Below are 23,083 nucleotides of genomic sequence, written 5' to 3'. Positions count from 1 at the left end.
ACATCATACCATGAAAACCAATTCCTTTGCAGCCTGGGTGCTGGCCGTGCGGCCTTACAGCCTTGGCGCCGCGATTATCCCGGTAGCCGTGGGCTCGGCCCTGGCATGGAGCGACGGCGGGTTCAACCTCGACGTTACGCTGCTCTGCGCATGTTTCGCCATCCTGGCCCAATGTACGGCCAACTTGGTCAACGACCTTTGGGACTTCCTGCGCGGCGCCGACCAGCCCGACCGGCTGGGTCCCGACCGTGCATTCGCCAAAGGCTACATAACGCTCCCGGCGATGAAAGCGGGCATCGGGCTGTTCACCCTCGCCACCGCGCTGGCGGGCTGCGGGCTGCTGTTCTACGGCGGCTGGCAGCTGATTCCGGTGGGCGCGGTCTGCCTGCTTTTCGCCTACATCTACACGGCGGGGCCGTGGCCGCTGGCCTATCACGGGCTGGGCGACGCGGCGGTCGTGACGTTCTTCGGACTGGTGCCTGCCTGCTTCACCTATTATATACAGACGGGCGGCTGGAACTGGCAAGTGACCGCGGCGGCGCTGGCCTGCGGGCTGGTCATCGACACAATGCTGTGGATCAACAACTTCCGCGACCGCGAAGAAGACGCCCGCTGCGGCAAGAAGACGCTGGTGGTCTATTGGGGCGAGCGGGTCGGCCGCTGGGGCTATCTGGTGCTGGGCGCCGTGGCCATAGCGCTGTGCGTGAGCCTGTGGATTTTCGGCGGAAGAATGTGGGCGGGACTGCTGCCACTGCTCTATCTGCCGCTGCTGCTGGCCACGTGGCGCAAAATCATCCGCATCGACCACGGCGACGAACTCAACGCCTGCTTGGGCGAAACGGCACGCAACATGCAGCTCTTCGGGCTCCTGCTGACCATAGGCATCCTTTTGGGCTGACGCATGGCCGAACCCCGGCATATCACCCTGCGCGAACTCCAGCGCGCGGTCAAACGAACCCTCGAAGAAGGGTTCGAGCTGCCGGTGTGGGTGAGCGCCGAAATCGCCGAAATCAAAGTCAACTACTCGGGCCACTGCTACCTTGAGCTGGTCGAAAAAGGAGACGCGAACGGAGTGCCGACGGCCCAGGCCCGGGCGATGATCTGGAGCAGCAGCTACCCCCGGATTGCGGCTCGCTTCGAGCACGAAACGGGACGGCCCCTCGCCGCAGGACTGCAAATTCTGGCCAAAGCGCTGGTATCGTACCACGAAATATACGGCTTTTCGCTGCAAATCAGCGACATCGACCCCACCTACACGCTGGGCGACATGGAACGCCAACGCCAACAGACCATTGCGCAATTGCAGGAAGAGGGGGTCTGGGAAATGAACCGCCAGCTGGAAGCCCCAACCGGAATCCAGCGCATAGCGGTGGTGTCGAGCGCCCATGCCGCAGGCTGCCGCGACTTCTGCAAAGAGCTGGAAAAGAGCCCCTACCGGTTCGACCTGACGCTGTTCGACGCGTTCGTACAAGGCGCCGAAGCGGAGAACTCGATTATCGGCGCGCTGGGCCGGATTGCTGCACGCGCGGACGAATTCGACGCGGTGGCGCTGATTCGCGGCGGCGGCTCGGCAAGCGACCTCAACTGTTTCAACGCCTATCGGCTGTGCGCCCACGTCGCGCAGTTTCCGCTCCCTGTACTGACAGGCATAGGCCACGACAAAGACACGAGCGTCGCCGACATGGTGGCCTATGCGGCCCTCAAGACCCCGACAGCAGTCGCGGGATGGCTGGTCGAACGGCTTGCGAACGCAGAGGGAGGATTCGACTACCTGGCCGTGCGGCTGCGGGAAGCGACCTGCAGCCGGACCCACACGGCCAAACTGCAACTGGAACGACTGACGGCCGAACTCCGCCGCACGAGCGGCGAACGTCTGACCCGCGAACGCCTGCGGACCGAAGGGCTGACCGGACGCCCGGCCGAAGCGGCCCGCGAATGGATAGCGCGCCAAAAACAACGGTTGAACAACGCGGCGGAAATCGCAGCGGCCCACGCCCCGGAACGGCTGCTGAAACTGGGTTTTGCCCTGCTCCACGGCACCGGAGGTGCGATAACCTCGGCCGCACAAGCGCAGCCGGGCGACGAAGTGGAAATCCGCCTCGCCGACGGAACCATCACCGCAACGATCAACAAAACGACGATATGGCAAAGAAAGAAATCGGCTACGAAGAAGCGATGACCCGCGTCGAAGAGATTCTGGGCCGCATCCAGCGCGAGGAAGTGACCGTCGACGAGCTGGCGGCCGAAGTCGGGCGCGCCACGGAACTCATAGCCGCCTGCAAGGCCCGGTTGCTGAAAGCCGAAGCCGAAGTGAACAAAATGCTGGGAGAATGATGAAACGGCTTATCCGCTGGGCCCTCAACCGCATACCCCGCCCCATGCTCCAACGCATGGCCGGATGGGCGGTGCCGCTGGCCGGGCTGCTGTACAAAGGCCGCGGCGCGGAATGCCCGGTATGCGGCGCCCGCTACCGCAGGTTCATGCCCTACGGCTATGTACATTCGCGTAGCAATGCGCTGTGTCCCAACTGCCTTTCACTCGAACGCCACCGCCTGCTGTGGCTCTACCTCTCGCGCGAGACGGAGTTGCTGCAAAACCTGCCCCGCACGCTCCACATAGCCCCCGAAGTCTGCATTCTGCGCCACCTGAAGCCCCGTTTCGCCGACTGCCCGGAGCGTTATCTGACGGCCGACCTGGAGAGTCCGCTGGCCGACCTGCACTTCGACGTGCAACGGATTCCGCTGGCCGACAGGTCGGTCGACGCAGTGCTGTGCAACCATCTGCTGGAACACGTGGCCGACGACCGCCAAGCCCTGCGCGAACTCCACCGCGTGCTGCGTCCCGGGGGCTGGGGCATCGTTCTGTCGCCCGTAGACCCGACTCGCGCCACCACCTACGAAGACGACACGATTACCGACCCGGCCGAACGCACCCGCATCTTCGGCCAATACGACCATCGGCGCATCTACGGCCGGGACTATGCCGACCGCCTGCGCGAAACAGGATTCGAGGTCGCCGACATCGACTACGCCGCAACTTTCAGCGATGCGGAACGACGCCTGTACGCCCTGCCGGAAGACCACATCTACGCGGTTTACAAGAAGTAACCGACAGATTTTCTCGGGCCGATGCCCTCCTCGGAATAACGGGATAATACTTTGCACGACCGCCCCGACAAGGCCCACGAATGGTTCTTGCGAAATCCCGCACTCGTGGAAATGGCGGGGTTTCATTCGTCGAGGGAGTGAGCGCCCGGAGCGGGTGTTCGGAACAGCGTAAGTCTTCCGTGCCTGCTCAGCGAACGACCGAAGACGGATGCCGCCATTTTCACTGTGCAAAGGCTCTTTGGTACTTTCTTGCACAAGAAAGTACAAGAAAAGGAAAATGGAGCTGCGAGTTGCTCGCAAAAGTTTCGGCGAGAAACAGATTCTTAACGGAGTGAAGAATGAAAATTAAAAAGGATGCCGCACATGCGGCATCCTTTTTACTTGCGACGGACCACGGACTATTTCTCCGCAGCCGACGTCATGCGCTTCTCCTTGATACGGGCCTTCTTACCGGTCAGATTGCGGAGGTAGTAGATGCGGGCGCGGCGAACCACACCAATCTTGTTGACCTCGATCTTCTCGATATGGGGCGAGTAGAGCGGGAAGATACGTTCGACGCCCACACCGTTGGAAACCTTGCGGATGGTGAACATCTTGGTCTTGCCCTGACCCTTGATTTGGATAACCACACCCCGGAAGCTCTGGAGGCGCTCCTTGCTGCCCTCGACGATTTTGTAGGTAACGGTGATCGTGTCACCGGCCTTGAACGACGGCACGTCGGCGTCCGTCTTGGGCCACATCTGCTCGTTGACGAGCCGGATGATTGCGTCTTTGTTCATTGCTGCAACAAATTTTGAAGTTTCGCACCCAACATTCCCGCTGCGTTGCGGCTACCATGCCCGCCCTGTGGCCGGCAATCCCGCGTACCTGCCGCCAGCACCGCTCCGCCCAATGGAAGAGGTTGATATACGTCCCCGAAGGGACGACAAAGATAGAAAGTTTTTTCGTTCCGAACAAATACGGCACGAAATATTCGTATCTTCGGCGTCGGCGAAGCAGGGCACGGCATTCGGCAAACCCGGTTTTCGGCCGCGCTCTCCGGCAAAAAAAGCGAACAGGGTTGTTTTTGCGTTCGGCTTGCGCTATCTTTGTAATCGACATATTCTGAAAAAAATGGACGAACGACTGATATTGGTGACCAACGACGACGGCTACGCCTCGAAAGGACTGGCCGCAGCCATCGAGGTGGCGCGCGGATTCGGCCGGGTGGTGGCCGTGGCCCCGGAGACCACACAAAGCGGCATGAGCCAGGCCATCACGATGTACAACCCGCTCTATCTGCGCAAGGTGCGCGAAGAAGAGGGGCTCGAAGTCTATGCCTTTTCGGGCACTCCGGTCGACTGCGTGAAGATGGCTTTCGACTACCTGCTGCGCGAAGAACGGGTCGGGCTGGTCATCTCGGGCATCAACCACGGCTCGAACTCGGCGGTCAACGTACTCTATTCGGGGACGATGGGCGCCGCCATCGAGGGCAGTTTCTACGGCTGTCCGGCCGTTGGGCTCTCGCTCGACGACCATTCGGCCGACGCGGATTTCGAGGCCGCGGTGCTCTACGGCAAGCGCATCGTGGGCGAGGTCCTGGCCCAGGAGGTCGACCTGCCGCTGTGCTTGAACGTAAACGTCCCGGTGGGAAAACCCGATCAGCTGCACGGTATCAAGCTCTGCCGCCAGAACCGGGGATTCTGGCGCGAGGAATTCTACCGCCACGAAGACCCGCGGGGCCGCGAATACTTCTGGCTCACGGGCGAATTCGTCAACATGGAACCGGGTGCCGACGACACCGACGAATGGGCCCTCGCGCACGGCTGGGTCTCGGTCGTACCCGTGCAGACCGACATGACGGACTACCGCCAACTGAAAAAACTGGGCGGCATCTTCGGCGAATAGAGAAAAACAACGTACATTTGTAAAAACCGCTTCCATGCTCCTCAAGTTCCTGCTTGTCCTTTCGATTCTCATCCAGTCGGCTGCCACGGTCTATGCCCTGCGGCTGGTCCGCACCACGAAATACAATTCGGTGTGGATACTTTTCATCGTGGGATTCTCGCTGCTGTCGGTCGAACGGGTCGTACAGCTGCTGATGGCCTGCGAGGTCGAAGTCATGCCCCGCTGGTGGTTCGGCTACTTGGGCATCGTGGTCTCGGCGTGCCTGTCTATCGGGGTGATGTACGCCCACAAGCTGTTCAAATACATCGAGCGTCTCAACCGCCAGCGGCAGACGATGAACCGGCGCATTCTGACCGCCGTACTGCGCACCGAGGAGAAAGCCCGGTCGCGCTTCTCCAAGGAGCTGCACGACGGGCTGGGGCCGCTGCTCTCGTCGGCCAAGATGTCGCTGTCGGCCCTCGCGCACGAAGAACGCTCGCCGGAACAGCGCGAAATCATCGACAACACGACCTACGTGATCGAAGAAGCGATACGCTCGCTGCGCGAAATCTCGAACAACCTGTCGCCCCACGTACTCAACGACTTCGGGCTGGCGCGGGGCGTGCAGCACTTCATCGACCGCAGCGCCGCGATGCACAACGTCAAAATCCGCTTCACGACCAACCTGCGGACCGAACGCTACGACACGGACATCGAAGTGATACTCTACCGGGTCATCTGCGAGCTCATCAACAATTCGCTCAAGCACGCCGCCTGCACGACCGTCAACCTCTCGCTCTCGCAGACGGGCGGCCTGCTGACGCTCGATTACAGCGACAACGGCCGCGGCTTCAACCCCCAGGCGATGATGGACTGCGGCATGGGGCTCTCGAACATCGCCTCGCGCATCAACTCGCTGGGCGGAACTTTCGACATGGCGTCGGCCAAAGGCAAGGGCATGCACGCTACGGTCCGGGTGGAAACGGCCCGGCAGGAACCGCCGCGCCGAACGCACAAACACCGCGAACGATGAACAGTCCCCGCATCATACTGGTCGACGACCACTCGCTTTTCCGCAAGGGTCTGCGCGGCCTGCTGGAGCACAACGGCTGCCGGGTGACGGGCGAAGCGGGGAGCGGCGAAGAGCTGCTGGCGATGCTGCCGGACTGCGAAGCCGACGTGGTGTTCATGGACTTCTCGATGCCGGGGCTCGACGGAGCGCAGACGACCGAACGGGCCCTGGCCCTGCGGCCCGACCTGCGAATCATCACGCTGTCGATGTTCGGCGAAGAAAGCTACTATTCGCGGATGGTCGAAGCCGGAGCCCGCGGGTTTCTGCTGAAGGATTCGCAGATAGGCGAAGTGCTGGAAGCCGTGGAGACCGTCGCGGCGGGCGGGAGCTACTTCAGTCCGCAGCTGCTGGCGTCGCTGACCCACCGGATGCGCACGCGCGAAGACGCCCAGGACGAGCAGCTCTCCGAACGCGAGCGCGAAATACTGGTACAAATCTGCCGGGGGCTGTCGAACCAGGAAATCGCCGACTGCCTGTTCATCTCGAAACGCACGGTCGACAAGCACCGCGCCAACATCCTGGAAAAAACGGGCTGCAAGAACACCGCGTCGCTGGTGGTCTATGCCATCCGCAACGGAGTGGTGGAAGTGTAAAACCGAGGTGAAAGGTTAAAAGTGAAAGGCGATATGTCGCAGGCACCTTAAGAATCATTTTGATTCATTCGGTCCGTGCAACAATAAAAAACGGGAAGAACTCGGCGAGTTCTTCCCGTTTTTTCAATAAGCCAAGCAACAGCTACTTGATACGCTCGTAATACTCGCGGGTGCGGGTATCGACGCGAATCTTGTCGCCGGTATTGATGAAAAGGGGCACGCGGACCGTGGCGCCCGTGTTGACCGTGGCGGGCTTGAGCGAATTGGTCGAAGCGGTATCGCCCTTGATACCCGGCTCGGTATACGTAACCTCCATGTCGACGATGGGAGGAAGTTCGGCCGAGAGAACGGTCTCTTTCTCGGTGTGGAACATCACCTCGACAATCTGGCCGTCGGCCATGAGGTCGTAGTTGTTGATCAGGCTCTTTTCGATGTTGATTTCCTCGAAAGTCTCGGTGTGCATGAAATGCGCGCCCAGGTCGTCCTCGTAGGTGAACTGATAGGGGCGGCGCTCCACACGCACCTGCTCGATTTTCTGGCCCACGGACGAAAAGGTGTTTTCGAGTACACGGCCGTTTTCGAGGTTCTTGAGTTTGGAGCGGACGAAAGCGGGGCCCTTGCCCGGCTTGCAATGCTGGAAATCGACTACAAGAAAGGTCTTGCCGTCCATTTCGATGCACATGCCGATCTTGATGTCGGCGGCTGTAATGGTCATAACGGTATCGTTTTGAAATTTTTGTCCGAGCGCAAAAATAGGAAAAATTCCGCAAAGCTGCAAAAAGCGGATTTCGGGCGGCAGCGCCTCACAGCTCGATAGCCTTGCAACGAAGCCCGGCCTGCCGGATTTTTTCGAGGGTGCGGGGCAGGGCGTAGCGCATGTTGCGGAACGCCTTTTCGCTGTCGTGGAAGACGACGATGGCCCCGGGCGCCAGATGCTTGGTGACGTTCTTCAGACACGTGCGGGGCGAAAGCTGGCGGTTGTAGTCGCGCGAAATGATGTCCCACATAATCAGTTTGTAGCGTTGCCCAAGCAGCCGGGCCTGCGCCGGGGTGATGCGCGCATAGGGCGGGCGGAACAGGTCGCTGCGAACCAGGTCGTTGGCGAAATCGACGTCCTCTGTATAACGTTCGAGACTCATGCCCCACCCTTTCTGATGGGAATAGGTGTGGTTGCCCACCCGGTGCCCGGCGTCAAGGATGCGTTGGAAAAGGTCGGGGTACATTTCGACGTTCTTGCCCAGCACGAAAAAGGTGGCTTTGGCATCGTACTTGTCGAGCGTGGCCAGAATCCACTCGGTGATACCGGGCGTAGGCCCGTCGTCGAAAGTGAGGAAGACGCCCTCGGGGTCGTCGATTTCCCAAATCAGGTCGGGCATCAGCCGGCGGATTATTTTCGGAGGTTTCAGACGCATGGCAAATGCAAAGATAGCGCAAGTCGAATGCAATGCCAAATTTATTTGGCGCATTGCTGAGACGAAGCCTATCTTCTGTAAAGATACGAAAAGTCGAGCGCAGAAGCAAGCGGCAGTTAAAAACAGGGAAAATCCGAATAAGAAAGAAAATTTTTCGTAACTTCGCCGAAGATAGGGCAGGCCGCATGCAGCGCCCGAATAAAACCGGCATTGCCGAGACAAGGGCCGCCCCTCCCGGCCGCGACAAGCCACGGAAGCGACGGCCTGCCGCGAACACCTCAAATTCCCGACGCCATGAAAACACTCCGTCACCTATCGTTGCTTCTGCTCGCCGCCGTGGCGGCGACGGCCTGCGACGCATTCCGCACGCTGGGCAGCTCGTCGTCCCAGACGGCCCAGGGCGCGCCCTACGAACTGCTCGTCGTGTGCGAACAAAAAGAATGGAACGGTCCGGCGGGCGACACGCTGCGCTCCGTACTGACGGCGCCGGTGCCCTATCTGAACCAGACCGAGCCCAAGTTCGACGTGCTGCGCGTGAGGGCGCAGGACTTCACGGGCATGCTGGCCAAGCACCGCAACATCCTCAAAGTCAACATCGACCCCTCGATCACGAAGGCGGCCACGGGCGTAGAATACGACGTGACGGCGACGCCGCAAATCGTACTGACGCTCCAAGGCCCCGACGAAAAATCCATCGTGGACTACGTCTCGACCTACCGCAGCGAACTGGTAGCCGCGCTGGAAGCGGCCGAACGGAACCGGGCGGTCGCCTATGCCGAGAAATTCGGTGCTCCGGCCGTCGAACAAGCCATCGAACGCACGTTCGGCGTGAAGATGAACGTGCCGAAAGGCTACATCCTGGCCGCCGAAAAGCCCGACTTCATCTGGGCGCGCTACGAATATCCCACCGCCAGCCAGGGCTTCTTCGTCTACTCCTACCCCTACGAAGGCTCCGCGGCGATGACGGCCGAAGCGCTCGTCAAGGCCCGCAACCGCTTCGCGGCCCGGATACCGGGACCCTCGGAGGGTTCCTACATGACCACCTCCGAAGTCTTCCCGCCCGAATTCCGGATGTTCCACTTGGAGGGGCGCCTCTGGTGCGAGATGCGCGGATTCTGGGACGTGGCGGGCGACTTCATGGGCGGTCCGTTCGTAAGCTACACGACCGTCGACACCCGCACGAACCGGGTCTTCACCTTGGACGGCTACGTATACTCACCGAAACTGCACAAGCGCAACTTCCTGCGCGGCGTGGAACACCTGCTCTACGGGGTGGAAATCCCGGGAAAACAATAGCCCGGGCGGCGACGCGGCCCAACGCCCGACGCAGCCGCCCGGGCCTGAAGAAACCGACATGTTACAGATTCTGAGCACGATCTTTCTGGTCGTCTACACGCTGACGATCATCGGCGTGGTGCTGGTCATCATCACCGACAACCGCAACCCGCTGAAGACCCTGCCGTGGATACTGGTGCTGGTACTGGCGCCGGGTGCCGGGCTGGCGATCTACTTCTTCTTCGGGCAGAACCTTTCCAAGCGCCGGATCATCTCGCGCCGCACCCGCAAACGAATCACCACCCGGCTGGAAGAGAACGACGCGGCAGGCGGAACGGGCATTCCGCCGCAGCGGCTTCCGCTGGCGCGTCTCCTCAGCCAAACGGCCCTCGCTGTACCGCTCTACGGAAGCCGGCTGACCCCCTATGTCGACGGAAAGACGAAGATGGACGCGCTGCTCGAAGCAATCGCCGGGGCGCGCCACCACATCCATATCCAATACTACATTTTCAGCGACGACGAGACGGGCCGCCGCCTGCGCGATGCGCTCACGGCCAAGGCCCGCGAAGGGGTCGAAGTGCGGATACTTTACGACGACGTGGGCTGCACCGGGGTGAAGAAAGCCTTTTTCGAGGGAATGCGGGCCGATGGCATCGAAGCGTATTCGTTCCTGCACGTGAAATTCCCGCGGTTCACGAGCAAGGTCAACTACCGCAACCACCGCAAAATCGGGGTCATCGACGGCCGTATAGGATTCATCGGCGGGATGAACGTCGCCGACCGCTATGTGCTGGGCATCGAACGCGGCAACGGCAAGCGCGAGCGCTGGCGCGACACCCATTTCCGAATCGAGGGAAGCGGCGTAGCGGGATTGCAGGCGTCGTTTCTGAGCGACTGGTCCGCGACAACCAAACAGGCCGTCGGAGGCCCGGCCTATTTCCCGGCGCCGGAACGGCTGACCGACAACGTGATGCAGATAGTGCCGAGCGGCCCGCTGGGCAAATGGCGCACCCTGCTGCAAGCGGTCGAATACGCCGTGTCGCGGGCGGCGCAGCGCGTATGGATCGAAACGCCCTATTACCTGCCGTCCGAAACGCTCAACGCGGCGCTGCAAGAAGCGGCCCTGGCAGGCATCGACGTGCGGCTGATGCTGCCCGAACGCTCCGATTCGCGGGTGGTCGACCTGGCGAGCCACTCCTACCTGGACGACATGATACAAGCTGGGGTGAAGATAGCGTTCTACGCCCCGGGATTCCTCCACTCCAAACTCCTGCTTATCGACGACGATTTGGCGGTCGTCGGCTCGGCGAACATGGACTTCCGGAGCTTCGAGCACAATTTCGAGGTGAACGCGTTCGTCTACGACCGCGCATTCAACGCCCGACTGGCGGCCATCTACGAAACAGACCTCGGCGACTGCCGCCGCGTGACCCCGGGCGACTGGTTCCGCCGCCCCCGCACCCGCCGCTGGGCCGAATCGTTCATGCGGATTTTCTCGCCGCTGCTTTAAGATAGGGTGAAAGGTGAAAAGTGAGAGGTGAAAAGTGAGAGGCAAGAACGAAGTTTCATTGGCTGCCCCTTTTCACCTTTCACTTTCTGCTTTTCACTTAATTAATCCGGTAGGCCCGCTGGACGCCTTTGATACGCATGATAGAATGGATAAGCGTATCGACCACCCCCGAACCGGGAACTTCGACGGAGACGGTACCGGAGACGCAGCCGCCCGAAGCGGCGTCGAAATTGATGGAGCGGATGTTGAGCTTCAGCTCGCGGCTGATGGTCTCGGTAATGTGGTTGGCCATACCGGTGGTGTCGGCCGCGACGATACGGATAGTGACGCGGAAAGCCCCCAAGGCCGACTGCCGCCACCGTGCCTCGATGACCCGGTAAGGGTAACTCTCGCGCATGCGCCGCGCATTGGGACAATCGGTGCGATGAATGGTGATGCCGGAATTGATCGTGACGAACCCGAAGACGTCGTCGCCCTTGATGGGGTTGCAGCAGCGGGCCAGCTTGTACTGGATTTTGGAAATGTCGTCGTCGATAATTAGCGCGTCCTGCGGTGCGGCGCTTTCGCGCGAAGCGTAGGTCTTCTGCCGTTCGGCTTCGGCCGCGGCGGCGCGGCGCTCCTCGGCGGCCTCGCCCGAGAGGTGGCGCGCAAGAATCTCCTTGATGGACCCGAAATCGACCTTCTGCGTAGCGATAAGCGCGTAGACCTCGGTACCGAGCCGAAGTTTGAAATACTTGCCCAAGTAAGCCACCGCTTCGTCGATGGTGAGGGCCATTTTCCAGTTCTTGAGCTTGCGCTCCAGTTCCTCGCGCCCCATGCGGGTGTGCTTGGCCTGCTCCTCGCGCAGGAACGACTTGATTTTGTTCCGTGCCTTGGAAGTGACGACCACCGAGAGCCAGTCGGCCTTGGGCGTCTGGTTCTTGGAAGTCTGGATTTCGACAATGTCGCCGTTGTGCAGCACGTCGCGGATGGACGACGGACGGCCGTTGACCTTGCCGCCGACGCAGGTGGCGCCGAGCGAGGTGTGGATGTCGAACGCAAAATCGAGCAGCGCAGCCCCCTCGGGCAGCTTGCGCAGGTCGCCGTTGGGCGTGAAGACGAAAATCTCGCCCGAAGCGGGCTTGGCGTCGAAACGCTGGGCCAGCGAATGGGTGGTGTCCTCCATCAGCTCGCGCAGGCGGCCGAGCCACATTTCGCTGGTCTGCGCCCCCTGGTTCACGCCCTTGTAGCGCCAGTGAGCCGCAATGCCGCGTTCGGCCACAGCGTCCATGCGCTCAGTGCGTATCTGCACCTCGACCCAACGCCCCTCGGCCGAGACGGTGGTGTGGAGCGATTCGTAGCCGTTGGACTTGGGGATGGAAATCCAGTCGCGCATGCGCTTGGGGTTGGGCGTATAGAAATCGGTGACGACCGAATAAGCCGTCCAGCACAGCTGTTTCTCCTCTTCGCGCGGGCAGTCGATAATGATGCGCAGGGCGAAGATGTCGTAGACCCCCTCGAACGGTACGTGCTGCTTCTGCATCTTGGTCCAGATGGAGAAAATCGACTTGGTGCGGCTCTTGATATGGTACTTGATTCCGAGTTTCTTCAGCCGCTCCTCGACCGGTACAAGGAACCGCGCAATGAAAGCCCGGCGCTCGTCGGCGCTCTCTTCGAGCTTGGCGACGATATGTTCGTAATCCCTGGGCTCCAGATATTTGAGGGCGATGTCCTCCAACTCGCTCTTGATGCTGTACAAACCGAGCTTGTGGGCAATCTGCGCATAGAGGTTCATGGCCTCCCAGCTCTTCTTGCGCCGCTTCTCGCGGGGGAAGATGTCGAGCGAGCGCATCACCTCCAAACGGTCGGCGAGCTTGATGAGGATGACGCGCGGGTCCTCGGAATAGCTGACAATCAGGTCGCGGAAATTGTCGGCCTGTTCTTTGGCAACCTTGAGCCGCAGGGCCGAGATGTTGGCGAGCCCGACGGTGATGCCGACGACCTCTTCGCCGAAACGGGCCCGGATTTCGTCGGTGAGGGCGAGGAATTCCGCAGCGGAAAGCCGCTTGTGGGCCAACCGCACGACGTCGTGGAGAATGGAAGCGACAGCGGAATTGCGCCCCAACCCGACCTCGGAGATGACGATGGAAGCGACGGCCACGGCGTGGTCGAGCATAGGGCTCCCGTCGTAACGCAGCTCACCGCCGAGCCTCTCGGCAGCCCATGCCAACGCTTCGTCGACGGCCTGCTGCGTCCGTGCCGAAAAACCGCTCCGCACCGACGCGCGGAAATCATCGTAACGTGAAATATCCATTTTGCCTGACCTTATTGACCCAACGCCGCCCCGCGGGAACGGCACCTTTGCAAAGGTAGAAAAAAATTTCCTACATTTGGCACCGGAATCCGACCCGACGAACCGATGAAAAAACACACCCGCTACATTCCGACCGTAGGCGAAGAAGTCGCCAACGCGGTGAGCCACGGCGCGATGTCGCTGCTGGCACTGGCGGCCCTGCCCTTTGCGGCGGTATGGGCCTACATACACGCAGGAGAGAGCATAGCCGCGGCCGCCGCGGTGAGCGTCTTCGTCATGTCGATCTTTCTGATGTTCCTGGCCTCGACGCTCTACCACTCGATGAATCCGCAGTCGAAACACAAGGAGATATTCCACATACTGGACCACATATTCATCTATGTAGCCATAGCGGGCAGCTACACCCCCATCGCCGTGACAGTCATCGGCGGCTGGCAAGGTATCTTCATCACGGCGCTGCAATGGGCGATGGTGCTGTTCGGGATATTCTACAAATCGCTGTCGCGCCGCTCGATACCCGCCGTGAGCCTGACGATCTATCTGGTCATGGGCTGGACCATCGTCTTCTTCATGCCGCTGTTCGTCCGCCAGGCATCGACGCCGCTGCTGGTGCTGATTGCCGCGGGCGGAGTGTTCTACACCTTAGGCGCGTGGTTCTACGCCCGCAAGGGATTCCGCTACCACCACATGGTATGGCACCTGCTGATAAATCTTGCAGTGGCGTGCCACTTCACAGGAATCGTCTTTTTCCTATATTGATGCCGGAAGATTCTTCTCGGCACTCAGAATGACAGGCGCCGGCACGCGTTTTTTTTCGCCGTGCTCGGAGCAGCATGCCAACGCACCAAAAAGGTCCGGCTTCCGCATCGGGAAGCCGGACCTTTCAGTGAACTATAATAGTCTATTCTTCGACAGGGATGTCGGTATTGACGTTCTTGCACCCGACAAGCGCATAATAGAGCAGGTAAGCCAACCCGGCGATGATGACCCAATAGCTGGTCATGTACCCGGCCTTGTCGGCCACGAACTGCTGGAAGAGCGGCAGCACGCCACCGCCGACGACCATCATCATGAAGATACCCGACGCTTGGGCTGTGTACTTGCCGAGCCCCTCGACGGCGAGGTTGAAGATACCGCCCCACATGACCGACGTGCAAAGACCGCAGAGCACAAGAAACAGGGCGCTAACCGGAACATGGGCCAGGCTGAACCCGTGACCGACGCTGTAACCGGGCATCATGACGGTGACTTCCTTGGGGATGAAGATGGCCAGGAGCACGAAGACGATGGCCGTAGCCGACACGGTCAGAAGCTGCACACGGCTGGAAACCTTGCCGCTGATAAGACTGCTGAGCGAACGCCCGACGAGCATCAGAAGCCAATAAACCGCCGCGATGGCGCCGCCGACGGCCGCCCCGTTGGTCAGAAGCCCGGCGCCGCGCGCCGAACTGTCGGCGAGGTAGAAATTGAGCGTACCGGGGATGCCGACCTCGACACCGACATAGATGAAGATACCGATGACGCCCAGCACCGTATGGCGGAAGTTCCAGGGGCTGTGGGCCGCCTTCTCCTGTTTTTCAGCCGACTTGCGGAGGTGCGGCTCGGGGATGGCGACGAAGGTGATGATGAGCGATGCGACAGCGAAGACACCCATGGCGAGGAACAGCAGCGGCGTGACGTCGCCCATGGTGGTCTGAGCCGTGACGGTGCCGATAAGCGCGCCGACGAACAGCGGCGTGAGGGTGCCCGACAGCGAATTGAACGTACTGCCGAACTGAAGCAGCTGGTTGCCGCGGACACCGCCGCCGCCCAGCGTATTGAGCATGGGGTTGACGACCGTGTTGAGCATGCAGACGGAGAATCCGCAGATGAAGGCGCCCAGGAGGTAGATGATGAAATTGAGGTGGATGGTGAACTTGTCCATCGTGAAGAGGACCGTGCCGGCGCCCCAGCGGCTCGACAGGTACTGCGTGAAAAGGCCGGCGATACCGACAATCATGGCGATGAGCGAAGTCTTCTTGTAACCGATCCGCACGATCATGTTGCCGGCCGGAATACCCATGAAGAGGTAGGCCAGGAAGTTCATCATGTTACCCATCATGCCGAGGGTGTTCGACCCCTCGTAGGCGTTGCGCCAAATGGTGCCGATAGGCGCTGCAAGGTTGGTCACGAACGAAATCATCGCAAAGAGGAAGAACATGGTGACCACAGGAACGATGGGCAGCTTGTAACGGTTGTTTTGTTCCATAAGTTTATCTGTAGTTTGTGAGTTTGGAATTTTCGCTACTGGTCGCGCTCGCCGACGTAGGCGCAGAGGTCGATCATGGCCGTCTTGTACTCGGACGGCCCGAATTCGGAGAGGAGTTCGATGGCCTGCGAAAGGTAACTGCGCATGATGCTGATGGCCGAAGTGATGCCGTCCTCGTTTTCGACGATGCGCTGGAGATACTCCATGGCGGCGGGGTCCTCGTGACAGCGGACGAGCCGTGCGATGACCTCGGCCTGCCGCTCCTCGCCCATACGCTCCAGCACGCAGAGGAGCGGCAGCGTAATCTTGCCCTCGCGCAGGTCGTTGTAGGCAGGCTTGCCCGTGCGGGCGGTGGAGGTATAGTCGAGAATGTCGTCCTGAATCTGGAACGCCATGCCGAGCGACTCGCCGAAGTGCCGCATCCGTGCGACCTTGTCGCGCGTGGCGCCGACGGCCAGAGCCCCGGACGAAGCGCTGACACCGATAAGGCTGGCGGTCTTCTTGTGGACGATGTCGAGGTAGCTTTTGCGCGTCATGACGTGCTTCTCGGCGCAGTCGCCCTGCAGCACCTCGCCCTCGCACAAGGCCGACATGGCCCCGCAAATGTGGGTGACCAAATCGTACTGCCCGCTCTGAAGCCCGAGGTTCATGTTGCGTGCGAGGATGTAATCGCCCAGGATGACCGCCTTGTGCGACTGCCAGCGGGCGTTGACCGACGGCTTGCCGCGCCGGGTGTCGGACTCGTCGATGACGTCGTCATGGATGAGCGAGGCGACGTGGATCATTTCGACCAGCATGGCGGCCAGGCAAGGCCGCCGCCCGAGGGAAGCCCCGGGCATGGGCGCGTTCATGGCGGCGGAAAGCATGACCAGCAGCGGCCGGATGCCCTTGCCGCGCGACGAAAGCGCATACTGCAGCATTTCGGAGAGCAGCTCGCCCTCGGCGGTGAACTGCCGTTCGACGAATTCGTCGAACGCTCTGAGCTCCGCTTCGACGGGTTTACGGATTATATCGAGTGTTGTCATCTGACGAAAAAACGCGACGAACCGGCGTAAAACGCCGTGCCGGCGAAAGGCCCGGCCATGGTGCGGCCGGTCCGCGCGGGATAAAATTACTGCAAATATAATGAAAATTCGCAATTCGGGCGCGATGATCGGCTATTTTTTCGTACCTTTGGCTTCACCGAAGATACTCCCGCTCGGCAACCCCAAATAAATTTGTGTTTGCCCTCGCTTATTCGTACCTTTGGCTGTTCAAAAAGAATCATCGGAATGAATCTACCGAAAGGCTTCGCCGCACGGCTGTTGCCCGCAGCAGCGGCCCTGCTGTTCTTTTTCGTGGTCGCGGCCGCCTATTTCGCCCCCCAGTTCCGGGGCGAAGCGCTGCCGCAGCACGATGTGGTCCAATACGAGGGAATGGCCCGCGACATCACGCAGATGAGGCTCGAAACAGGCGAAGACCCCCAATGGACGGGGGGCATGTTCGGCGGAATGCCGGCCTACCTGATAAACGTGGCCTATCCGGCCCAGTTGGTGAAACGAAGCGTGGGGCAGATCGTCAAAATCCTCGACACCCCGGCCGCGTTCCTCTTTTTTGCCATGACGGCCATGTGGCTGATGCTCCTGATGATGGGCGTCGACCCGTGGGCGGGCATCGTCCCGGCGCTGGCCTACGGACTTTCGACCTACTTCCTGCTCATCATCGGAGCCGGACACCTCACCAAAATGTGGGCGCTGGTCTATGCTCCGCTGATGATGGGCGGCGCCTGGATGACCCTGCGGGGGAACAACAAGTGGTACGGTGCGGCCGTCACGGCGGTGGCGGCGTCGCTCGAAATCGGAGCCGGACACCCGCAGATTACCTACTACTTCATGCTGGCAATGGCCGCGCTGTGGCTCAGCGACGGAATCGTGGCCCTGCGCGAAAAACGGCTGCGCGACTTCGGGGTGCGGACCGCCGTGCTGGCAGGTGCTGGCATTCTGGCCGTGGCGTCGAACTTCGGGCCGCTCTGGTACACGGCCCAGCACTCCAAAGAAACGATTCGCGGCGGCTCTGAACTGGCCGTGGAGACCGACAGCAAGCGCGGCGGTCTCGATTTGGACTACGCTACGGCGTGGAGCTACGGACGGGCCGAGACGCTGAACCTGCTGGTGCCCGACTTCATGGGGCGCGATTCGGGCGCTGCCTTTGCGCCCGACGGCGAAGTGGCCGCCGTGACGAACCGCCTGGGACTGCACGGAGCGGCCGAACAGCTGCCTGCCTATTGGGGCACACAGCCCTACACGGGCGGCCCGACCTACTTGGGCGCGGCGGCGGTCTTCCTGGCGGCATTGGGGCTGGCGCTGGCCCGGGGCCGCAACAAATGGTGGATAGCAGGCATTTCGGTGCTGATGATTCTGCTGGCGTGGGGCCGTAACCTGATGGGATTCACCGAGCTGGCGTTCCGCGTACTGCCCGGCTACAACAAGTTCCGCACGGTCTCGATGACGCTTGTGGTGGTGCAGTGGGCCGTGCCAATGCTGGGAGCGCTGGCGCTCGTACAGCTGTGGCGCGGCGACGTTCCGCAGAAACGGCTCCTGCGGGGGCTGGCCTGGGCGGCCGGAACGACGGGCGGGCTATGCTTGTTGCTGGCCGTGGCCGGAGGGACGTTGTTCGACTTCGGGTACGACGACAGCGCGGCGATGATGACCGAACAATACCACCGGATTTTCCGGGCCAACGACCTGCAAACCTACATCGACCGCGGAATGGACGCGGAATGGGGCGAAATGACGGCAGCGGCGATGGCCGCGGAACGCGCTTCGATGATGCGGACCGATGCGTGGCGCTCGCTGCTGATGATTGCGCTGGCGGCGGGAGCCGTGGCCCTTTTCGTGTGGCGGAAAATCAACAAATACGCGCTGACGGCTCTGCTGGCGGGAATCATGCTTCTGGACCTGGTGCCCGTCGACCTGCGGTTCCTCTCGCCGGACAGCTTCGTGACGGCACGCCGCAACCGGGTCGTACCGACGGCGGCCGACAAGGCGATAATGGCCGACACCGACCTGGGATACCGCGTCATCAATCTGACGGTGAGCACCTTCAACGACGCGACCACCTCCTATTTCCACCGTTCGGTGGGCGGCTACCACGGCGCCAAGCTGGCCCGCTACCAAGACCTCATCGACCGTTATCTTTCGGCGGCCGACGAAAACGTCCTGGACATGCTCAACACGCGCTATGCCATCGTACCGGGGCGCGACGGAGCCCCCGAGGCGGTGCGGCGCGGCACGGAATACGGCGCGGCGTGGATGGTCGATTCGGTCGTCTGCGTGCCGACGGCCCAAGCCGAAATCGACGCGCTCGGGACCCTCGACCTGCGCACGACGGCGGTCGTATCGCCTCTCTCGACGGCAACCTCGTGCTGTTATCTCGCCCCACTCGGCAAACTCGCCAGCGGTGAAATCGCCCTCACGGAATACCGCCCCAACCGTCTGACATACGAATATTCGGCAGAGGGCGAAGCCGCAGCGGTCTTCTCGGAAATCTACTACGACAAGGGCTGGACGGCCTTCATCGACGGCGAGCAGGCCCCCTATTTCCGGGCCGACTACGTCCTGCGCGCCATGCGTCTGCCCGCCGGAAAACACACCGTCGAATGGATTTTCCGGGCCCCGGGCTGGGATTGGGTCGAGGGAATCACGTTTGCGGCTTCGCTCGCCATTCTGGCCGGCGCGGCCGCGGCAATCATACATTGGCTCCGCAGCCGAAAAAGAGAACGGAATGGATGACAGCAAACGACTGAAGCGCAAGGTCCGCAACTCCTACTTCATCTCGACGGTGAGCATCACACTGGTGCTCTTTCTGTTGGGCTCGGTGGGCTATCTGATGTTGGCCGCAATGAAGGTCGCGCAGACGCTCCAATCGAGCATTCAGGTGTCGGTGGAACTGAAAAACGGGCTGAGCGACAAGCAGCGGCAGGAAATCGAGCGGCAGCTCTCCGATGAGGAACTGGTCGAAACGATTGTCTACGTCCCCAAGGAACAGAAGCTCGAAGACCAGGAATTCCGCCGCCTTTTCGGCAGCCGCTTCGAGGAGATACTCGACGAAAACCCGTTGCTGAACTCCTACGAACTCACCCTCACCGCCCGCTCGGCCGACCGCGAGCTGATCGAAGCCTTCATCCGGGGAGCCGAACACCTGAAAGGGGTGGCGCATGTGGGCTACCCGGCGCTGATGGCCCAGCGGCTGCATTCGACCGTGGGCAAAATCCGCTTCGTACTGCTGCTGTTCGGCGGGGCGCTGCTCGTCATTTCGCTGATTCTGCTGAGCAATACCATCCGGCTGGCCATCTTCTCGAAACGCTATCTGATCAACACCATGAAGTTGGTAGGGGCGACGAAGTGGTTCATCATGAAACCGTTCCTTGCCAGCAGTATCACACAGGGCATTTGGGCCGGAACGATGGCTTCGCTGCTCCTGGCCGCCGCGGCCTACGGACTGAACGAAGCGGTGCCTGAATTGCAGGCCCTCGCCGACGCAAACCGCACGGGCCTGCTGATTTTCGGTGCCATGCTCGGCGGCGGAATCGTCATCTCGGGACTGTTCACCTGGGCCGCCCTCAACAAATTCGTCAACATGAAATCGAACAAAATCTATCTCTACTGATATGAAACAACCGAACGACACCCCCGAGAATCCCCGGATGCCGCTGACACGCCGCAACTACATCCTGCTGGCCGCGGGCTTCGGAATCATCCTCTTAGGCTTCGTCCTGATGGCCGGCGGCGGCAGCGATTCGCCCGACGAATTCAACTACGCCATGTTCTCGTGGCGCCGCATCACGCTGGCCCCCATCCTCGTCATCGGCGGCTTCGCGGTGGAGGCATACGCCATTCTGAAACGCTGGAAATAGAGCGATGGATACGTTGCAGGCCATTCTGCTGGGCATCGTGCAGGGCATCACCGAATTCCTGCCCGTGTCGAGCAGCGGACATCTACAAATCGCCAAGGAGCTCCTGGGCGTGGAAATCGAAGAGAACCTCACGTTCGACGTGACGCTGCACGCCGCGACGGTGCTGAGCACCCTCGTTGTGCTGTGGAGCGAAGTGCGGCGGTTGGTGCAGGGTCTCTTCTCGCGCCGGTTCAACGCCGAACAAGCCTACGTACTGAAAATCGTGCTTTCGATGATTCCCATCGGAATCGTGGGCTTCGCGCTCAAGGACCGCATCGACGCCATGCTGGGAGCGCCGTGGATTCTGGCCGTCGTGGGGGCGATGCTGCTGCTGACAGCGGCCCTGCTTGCCTTCGCCTACTACGCCAAACCGCGGCAGAAAGAAGATATATCCTACCGCGACGCCTTTATAATAGGTATCGCCCAAGCCTGCGCCGCCATGCCGGGGCTCTCGCGCTCGGGTTCGACCATCGCCACGGGGCTGCTCTTAGGCAACAAGAAAGCGGCCGTCGCGCAATTCTCGTTTCTGATGGTGCTGGCGCCGATTCTGGGCGAAACCCTGTTGGAAATCGCGTCAGGAAAACTCACGGCAGGCGTGGCCGCCGGGCCGTTGCTGGCCGGATTCGCGGCGGCGTTCGTGACGGGCTGCCTGGCCTGCCGCTTCATGATCGAAACCGTCAAGCGGGGCCGGCTGATTTGGTTCGCCCTCTACTGCGCCGTGGCGGGTGGCATCTGCATCATCAGCTACTGCATATGACCCAAGGACAATTCGACCTCCGGGGCCTCAACTTCGAGGAGGGCTACATCGCCGTGCTGGACAAGCCGCTGGAATGGACCTCGACCGACGTGGTCCGCAAAATCAAGTTCGCCCTGCAAAAGGCTGGTTACAAGCGCATCAAGGTGGGCCACGCCGGGACCCTCGACCCGCTGGCTACGGGTATTCTGCTGGTCTGCATCGGCCGCGCGACCAAGATGGTGGAAGCGCTGCAAGCCGAAGAAAAGGAATATGTGGCCGATGTGATGCTGGGCGCCACAACGCCGAGCTACGACCTGGAACACCCCGTGGACCGGACCTACCCCTACGAGCACATTACGCGCGAGGGGGTGCTCGAAGCGCTCCGCACGCTGGAGGGCGAGCGCCTGCAAACCCCGCCGCTCTTCTCGGCCAAGAAAATCGACGGGATGCGCGCCTACGAACTGGCCCGGGCGGGCGAGACGACCGAGACGGTCGAACTGCGCCAGGCCCGGATAAACATCTACGAAATCGAACTGCTGGAATACGCCCTGCCGCGCATCCGCATCCGGGTACGATGCAGCAAGGGCACCTACATCCGTTCGCTGGCCCGCGAAATCGGCGAAGCGCTCGGCAGCGGCGCCCACCTGACCTCGCTACGCCGCACCCGCAGCGGCGGATTCACGGCCGAGCAGGCGTGGCAGCTGGAGCAGTTTCTGGAAAAACTGCGGCAGACCGAAACAAAATAACGATTTTTGCGTATTATATTGTACGTGTTTTTTCGCGCGCTTTTCGGCAAGCCGAGCGCAGGCCGAACTTGTTCGGGCTTTGCCGAGGAGAGAAAACCTGCATGAAATAACGAAAACCCATCTTCAACATGAAATTATCGCAATACGGCTACGACTTCGCCCCGGAGATGCTGGCCCGCCACCCGGCCGACAACCGCGACGAATCGCGGCTGATGGTCATCGACCGCGCCAAAGGCACGATCGAGCACCGCATGTTCAAGGACATCCTCGACTACTTCGACGAAAAGGACCTGTTCGTATTCAACGACACGAAAGTGTTTCCGGCGCGGCTCTACGGCAACAAGGAGAAGACGGGGGCCGAAATCGAAATCTTCCTGCTGCGCGAGCTGAACCGCGAGCTGCGGCTGTGGGACGTGCTGGTCGACCCGGCCCGCAAAATCCGCATCGGCAACAAGCTCTATTTCGGGGACGACGACTTGCTGGTGGCCGAGGTCATCGACAACACCACCTCGCGCGGGCGGACCCTGCGCTTCCTCTTCGACGGAAGCTACGAGGAGTTCAAGGAAGCCCTGTTCGCCCTGGGCGAGACGCCGCTGCCCAAGTGGGTGCGCGAAAAGGTCGAGCCCGAGGACGCCGAACGCTACCAGACCATCTTTGCCGCCAAGGAAGGCGCCGTGGCGGCTCCGACGGCAGGCATGCACTTCTCGAAACACCTGATGAAGCGCATGGAAATCAAAGGGGTGGACCGGACGTTCATCACGCTGCACGTAGGGCTGGGTAACTTCCGCACGGTCGACGTGGAAGACCTCTCGAAGCACAAGATGGATTCCGAGCAGTTCATCGTGACGGACGAAACGGCCGCGACGGTCAACGAGGCCAAACGCGACGGCCGCAAGATCGTGGCCATCGGCACAACCGTCATGCGGACGCTCGAAACGGCCGTCTCGACCGCAGGCATGATCAAGCCCATGGAGGGCTGGACCAACAAGTTCATCTTCGCGCCCTACGAGTTCTCGGTGGCCGACGCAATGGTGACGAACCTCCACCTGCCCTACTCGACGCAGCTGATGATGGTGGCGGCGTTCGGCGGCTACGAAACCGTCATGAACGCCTACAAAACCGCCAAGGCCGAGGGCTACCGCTTCGGAACCTACGGCGACGCGATGCTGATTCTCTGACGCCCGCGCCCCGCCGGCCCGGAAACGTCCGGGAGTTTCAGATTTTTTACGTACCTTTGTAGCAACATAAATCCGGCCCGGAGCGGCCGCCGTCCGACGGAACGCCCCCGACGC

At 61.1% G+C, this 23,083-nt stretch carries 22 protein-coding genes; 16 read left to right on the top strand and 6 right to left on the bottom strand.

Annotated elements, in window-relative coordinates; all coding sequences use genetic code 11:
• Positions 1-10: 10 nt before the first annotated feature.
• The 4 genes from menA to QVG21_RS05475 are packed head-to-tail and all read left to right on the top strand — an operon-like array spanning position 11 to position 3,107.
• A complete protein-coding gene (gene menA, locus QVG21_RS05490; protein WP_287922909.1) occupies positions 11-898 on the top strand; it encodes a 1,4-dihydroxy-2-naphthoate octaprenyltransferase in 888 nt (295 codons plus the stop codon).
• 3 nt (positions 899-901) lie between these two features.
• Positions 902-2,179: an exodeoxyribonuclease VII large subunit gene (xseA, locus tag QVG21_RS05485; RefSeq protein ID WP_287922907.1), complete on the top strand. Its 1,278-nt coding sequence runs from the start codon at positions 902-904 to the stop codon at positions 2,177-2,179.
• Entirely contained in the window at positions 2,143-2,334 is a 192-nt protein-coding gene (gene xseB / locus QVG21_RS05480) for an exodeoxyribonuclease VII small subunit (RefSeq protein WP_251214115.1), read from the top strand. Before xseA ends, xseB begins: the two co-directional genes overlap by 37 nt.
• Positions 2,334-3,107, top strand: coding sequence for a class I SAM-dependent methyltransferase (locus tag QVG21_RS05475; RefSeq protein ID WP_287923017.1), 774 nt, complete (start codon positions 2,334-2,336; stop codon positions 3,105-3,107). The genes xseB and QVG21_RS05475 overlap by 1 nt, the downstream gene beginning before the upstream one ends.
• 398 nt (positions 3,108-3,505) lie before the next feature.
• On the opposite strand, the gene rplS is transcribed toward QVG21_RS05475, so the two are convergent.
• Positions 3,506-3,886, bottom strand: a complete 381-nt coding sequence (gene rplS / locus QVG21_RS05470) for a 50S ribosomal protein L19 (protein ID WP_251214116.1) — start codon at positions 3,884-3,886, stop codon at positions 3,506-3,508.
• Between the two features lie 334 nt (positions 3,887-4,220).
• Here rplS and surE point away from each other — a divergent pair, with 334 nt between their 5' ends.
• Genes surE through QVG21_RS05455 form a run of 3 tightly spaced genes read left to right on the top strand, consistent with a single transcriptional unit; the run spans position 4,221 to position 6,638 of the window.
• Entirely contained in the window at positions 4,221-4,994 is a 774-nt protein-coding gene (gene surE, locus QVG21_RS05465) for a 5'/3'-nucleotidase SurE (RefSeq protein ID WP_287922905.1), read from the top strand.
• A gap of 34 nt (positions 4,995-5,028) precedes the next feature.
• Positions 5,029-6,006 carry a sensor histidine kinase gene (locus QVG21_RS05460; protein WP_287922903.1) on the top strand — a complete coding sequence of 326 codons (978 nt, stop codon included), beginning with the start codon at positions 5,029-5,031 and terminating at the stop codon, positions 6,004-6,006.
• On the top strand, positions 6,003-6,638 hold the full coding sequence (locus QVG21_RS05455) for a response regulator (RefSeq protein ID WP_287922901.1): 636 nt from the start codon (positions 6,003-6,005) through the stop codon (positions 6,636-6,638). Before QVG21_RS05460 ends, QVG21_RS05455 begins: the two co-directional genes overlap by 4 nt.
• A 142-nt stretch (positions 6,639-6,780) precedes the next feature.
• Here the strand turns inward: QVG21_RS05455 and efp are convergent, their stop codons facing one another.
• Together efp and QVG21_RS05445 are read right to left on the bottom strand one after the other, a co-directional pair.
• Positions 6,781-7,353, bottom strand: coding sequence for an elongation factor P (gene efp, locus QVG21_RS05450; RefSeq protein WP_251214120.1), 573 nt, complete (start codon positions 7,351-7,353; stop codon positions 6,781-6,783).
• A gap of 88 nt (positions 7,354-7,441) precedes the next feature.
• Complete coding sequence (locus QVG21_RS05445) at positions 7,442-8,050, bottom strand: polysaccharide deacetylase family protein (protein ID WP_251214121.1); 609 nt, start codon at positions 8,048-8,050, stop codon at positions 7,442-7,444.
• Between the two features lie 294 nt (positions 8,051-8,344).
• Between QVG21_RS05445 and QVG21_RS05440 the strand changes: the two genes are divergently transcribed.
• Positions 8,345-9,346, top strand: a complete 1,002-nt coding sequence (locus tag QVG21_RS05440) for a DUF4837 family protein (protein WP_287922898.1) — start codon at positions 8,345-8,347, stop codon at positions 9,344-9,346.
• Positions 9,347-9,404: 58 nt separating this feature from the next.
• Positions 9,405-10,835: a cardiolipin synthase gene (cls, locus tag QVG21_RS05435; RefSeq protein WP_287922896.1), complete on the top strand. Its 1,431-nt coding sequence runs from the start codon at positions 9,405-9,407 to the stop codon at positions 10,833-10,835.
• A gap of 97 nt (positions 10,836-10,932) precedes the next feature.
• On the opposite strand, the gene QVG21_RS05430 is transcribed toward cls, so the two are convergent.
• Positions 10,933-13,128 carry a RelA/SpoT family protein gene (locus tag QVG21_RS05430; protein ID WP_287922894.1) on the bottom strand — a complete coding sequence of 732 codons (2,196 nt, stop codon included), beginning with the start codon at positions 13,126-13,128 and terminating at the stop codon, positions 10,933-10,935.
• Between the two features lie 105 nt (positions 13,129-13,233).
• Here QVG21_RS05430 and trhA point away from each other — a divergent pair, with 105 nt between their 5' ends.
• Positions 13,234-13,887, top strand: a complete 654-nt coding sequence (gene trhA / locus QVG21_RS05425; RefSeq protein ID WP_287922892.1) for a PAQR family membrane homeostasis protein TrhA — start codon at positions 13,234-13,236, stop codon at positions 13,885-13,887.
• Between the two features lie 142 nt (positions 13,888-14,029).
• Here trhA and QVG21_RS05420 read toward each other — a convergent pair whose 3' ends face one another.
• Together QVG21_RS05420 and QVG21_RS05415 are read right to left on the bottom strand one after the other, a co-directional pair.
• Complete coding sequence (locus QVG21_RS05420) at positions 14,030-15,376, bottom strand: MFS transporter (protein WP_287922890.1); 1,347 nt, start codon at positions 15,374-15,376, stop codon at positions 14,030-14,032.
• Positions 15,377-15,411: 35 nt separating this feature from the next.
• Entirely contained in the window at positions 15,412-16,401 is a 990-nt protein-coding gene (locus QVG21_RS05415) for a polyprenyl synthetase family protein (RefSeq protein ID WP_251214127.1), read from the bottom strand.
• Between the two features lie 246 nt (positions 16,402-16,647).
• On the opposite strand from QVG21_RS05415, the gene QVG21_RS05410 reads away from it, so the two are divergent.
• The 6 genes from QVG21_RS05410 to queA all read left to right on the top strand — a co-directional run bounded on the left by QVG21_RS05410 (position 16,648) and on the right by queA (position 22,969).
• Positions 16,648-19,146 carry a YfhO family protein gene (locus QVG21_RS05410; RefSeq protein WP_287922886.1) on the top strand — a complete coding sequence of 833 codons (2,499 nt, stop codon included), beginning with the start codon at positions 16,648-16,650 and terminating at the stop codon, positions 19,144-19,146.
• Complete coding sequence (locus QVG21_RS05405) at positions 19,139-20,023, top strand: cell division protein FtsX (RefSeq protein WP_287922884.1); 885 nt, start codon at positions 19,139-19,141, stop codon at positions 20,021-20,023. The genes QVG21_RS05410 and QVG21_RS05405 overlap by 8 nt, the downstream gene beginning before the upstream one ends.
• 1 nt (position 20,024) lies before the next feature.
• A complete protein-coding gene (locus QVG21_RS05400; protein WP_251214130.1) occupies positions 20,025-20,270 on the top strand; it encodes a DUF3098 domain-containing protein in 246 nt (81 codons plus the stop codon).
• Between the two features lie 4 nt (positions 20,271-20,274).
• Entirely contained in the window at positions 20,275-21,066 is a 792-nt protein-coding gene (locus tag QVG21_RS05395; protein WP_251214131.1) for an undecaprenyl-diphosphate phosphatase, read from the top strand.
• Positions 21,063-21,791 carry a tRNA pseudouridine(55) synthase TruB gene (gene truB / locus QVG21_RS05390; RefSeq protein WP_287922881.1) on the top strand — a complete coding sequence of 243 codons (729 nt, stop codon included), beginning with the start codon at positions 21,063-21,065 and terminating at the stop codon, positions 21,789-21,791. Before QVG21_RS05395 ends, truB begins: the two co-directional genes overlap by 4 nt.
• A gap of 128 nt (positions 21,792-21,919) precedes the next feature.
• Positions 21,920-22,969 (top strand): tRNA preQ1(34) S-adenosylmethionine ribosyltransferase-isomerase QueA, encoded by a 1,050-nt coding sequence (queA, locus tag QVG21_RS05385; protein WP_251214133.1) that lies wholly within the window; start codon positions 21,920-21,922, stop codon positions 22,967-22,969.
• The last annotated feature ends 114 nt before the right edge of the window (positions 22,970-23,083 follow it).

Origin of the sequence: Alistipes sp. UBA6068 (assembly GCF_949428155.1) — a bacterium.
GTDB classification, from domain to species: Bacteria; Bacteroidota; Bacteroidia; order Bacteroidales; family Rikenellaceae; genus Alistipes; species Alistipes muris.
This window is presented reverse-complemented; position numbering and strand designations above follow the sequence as displayed.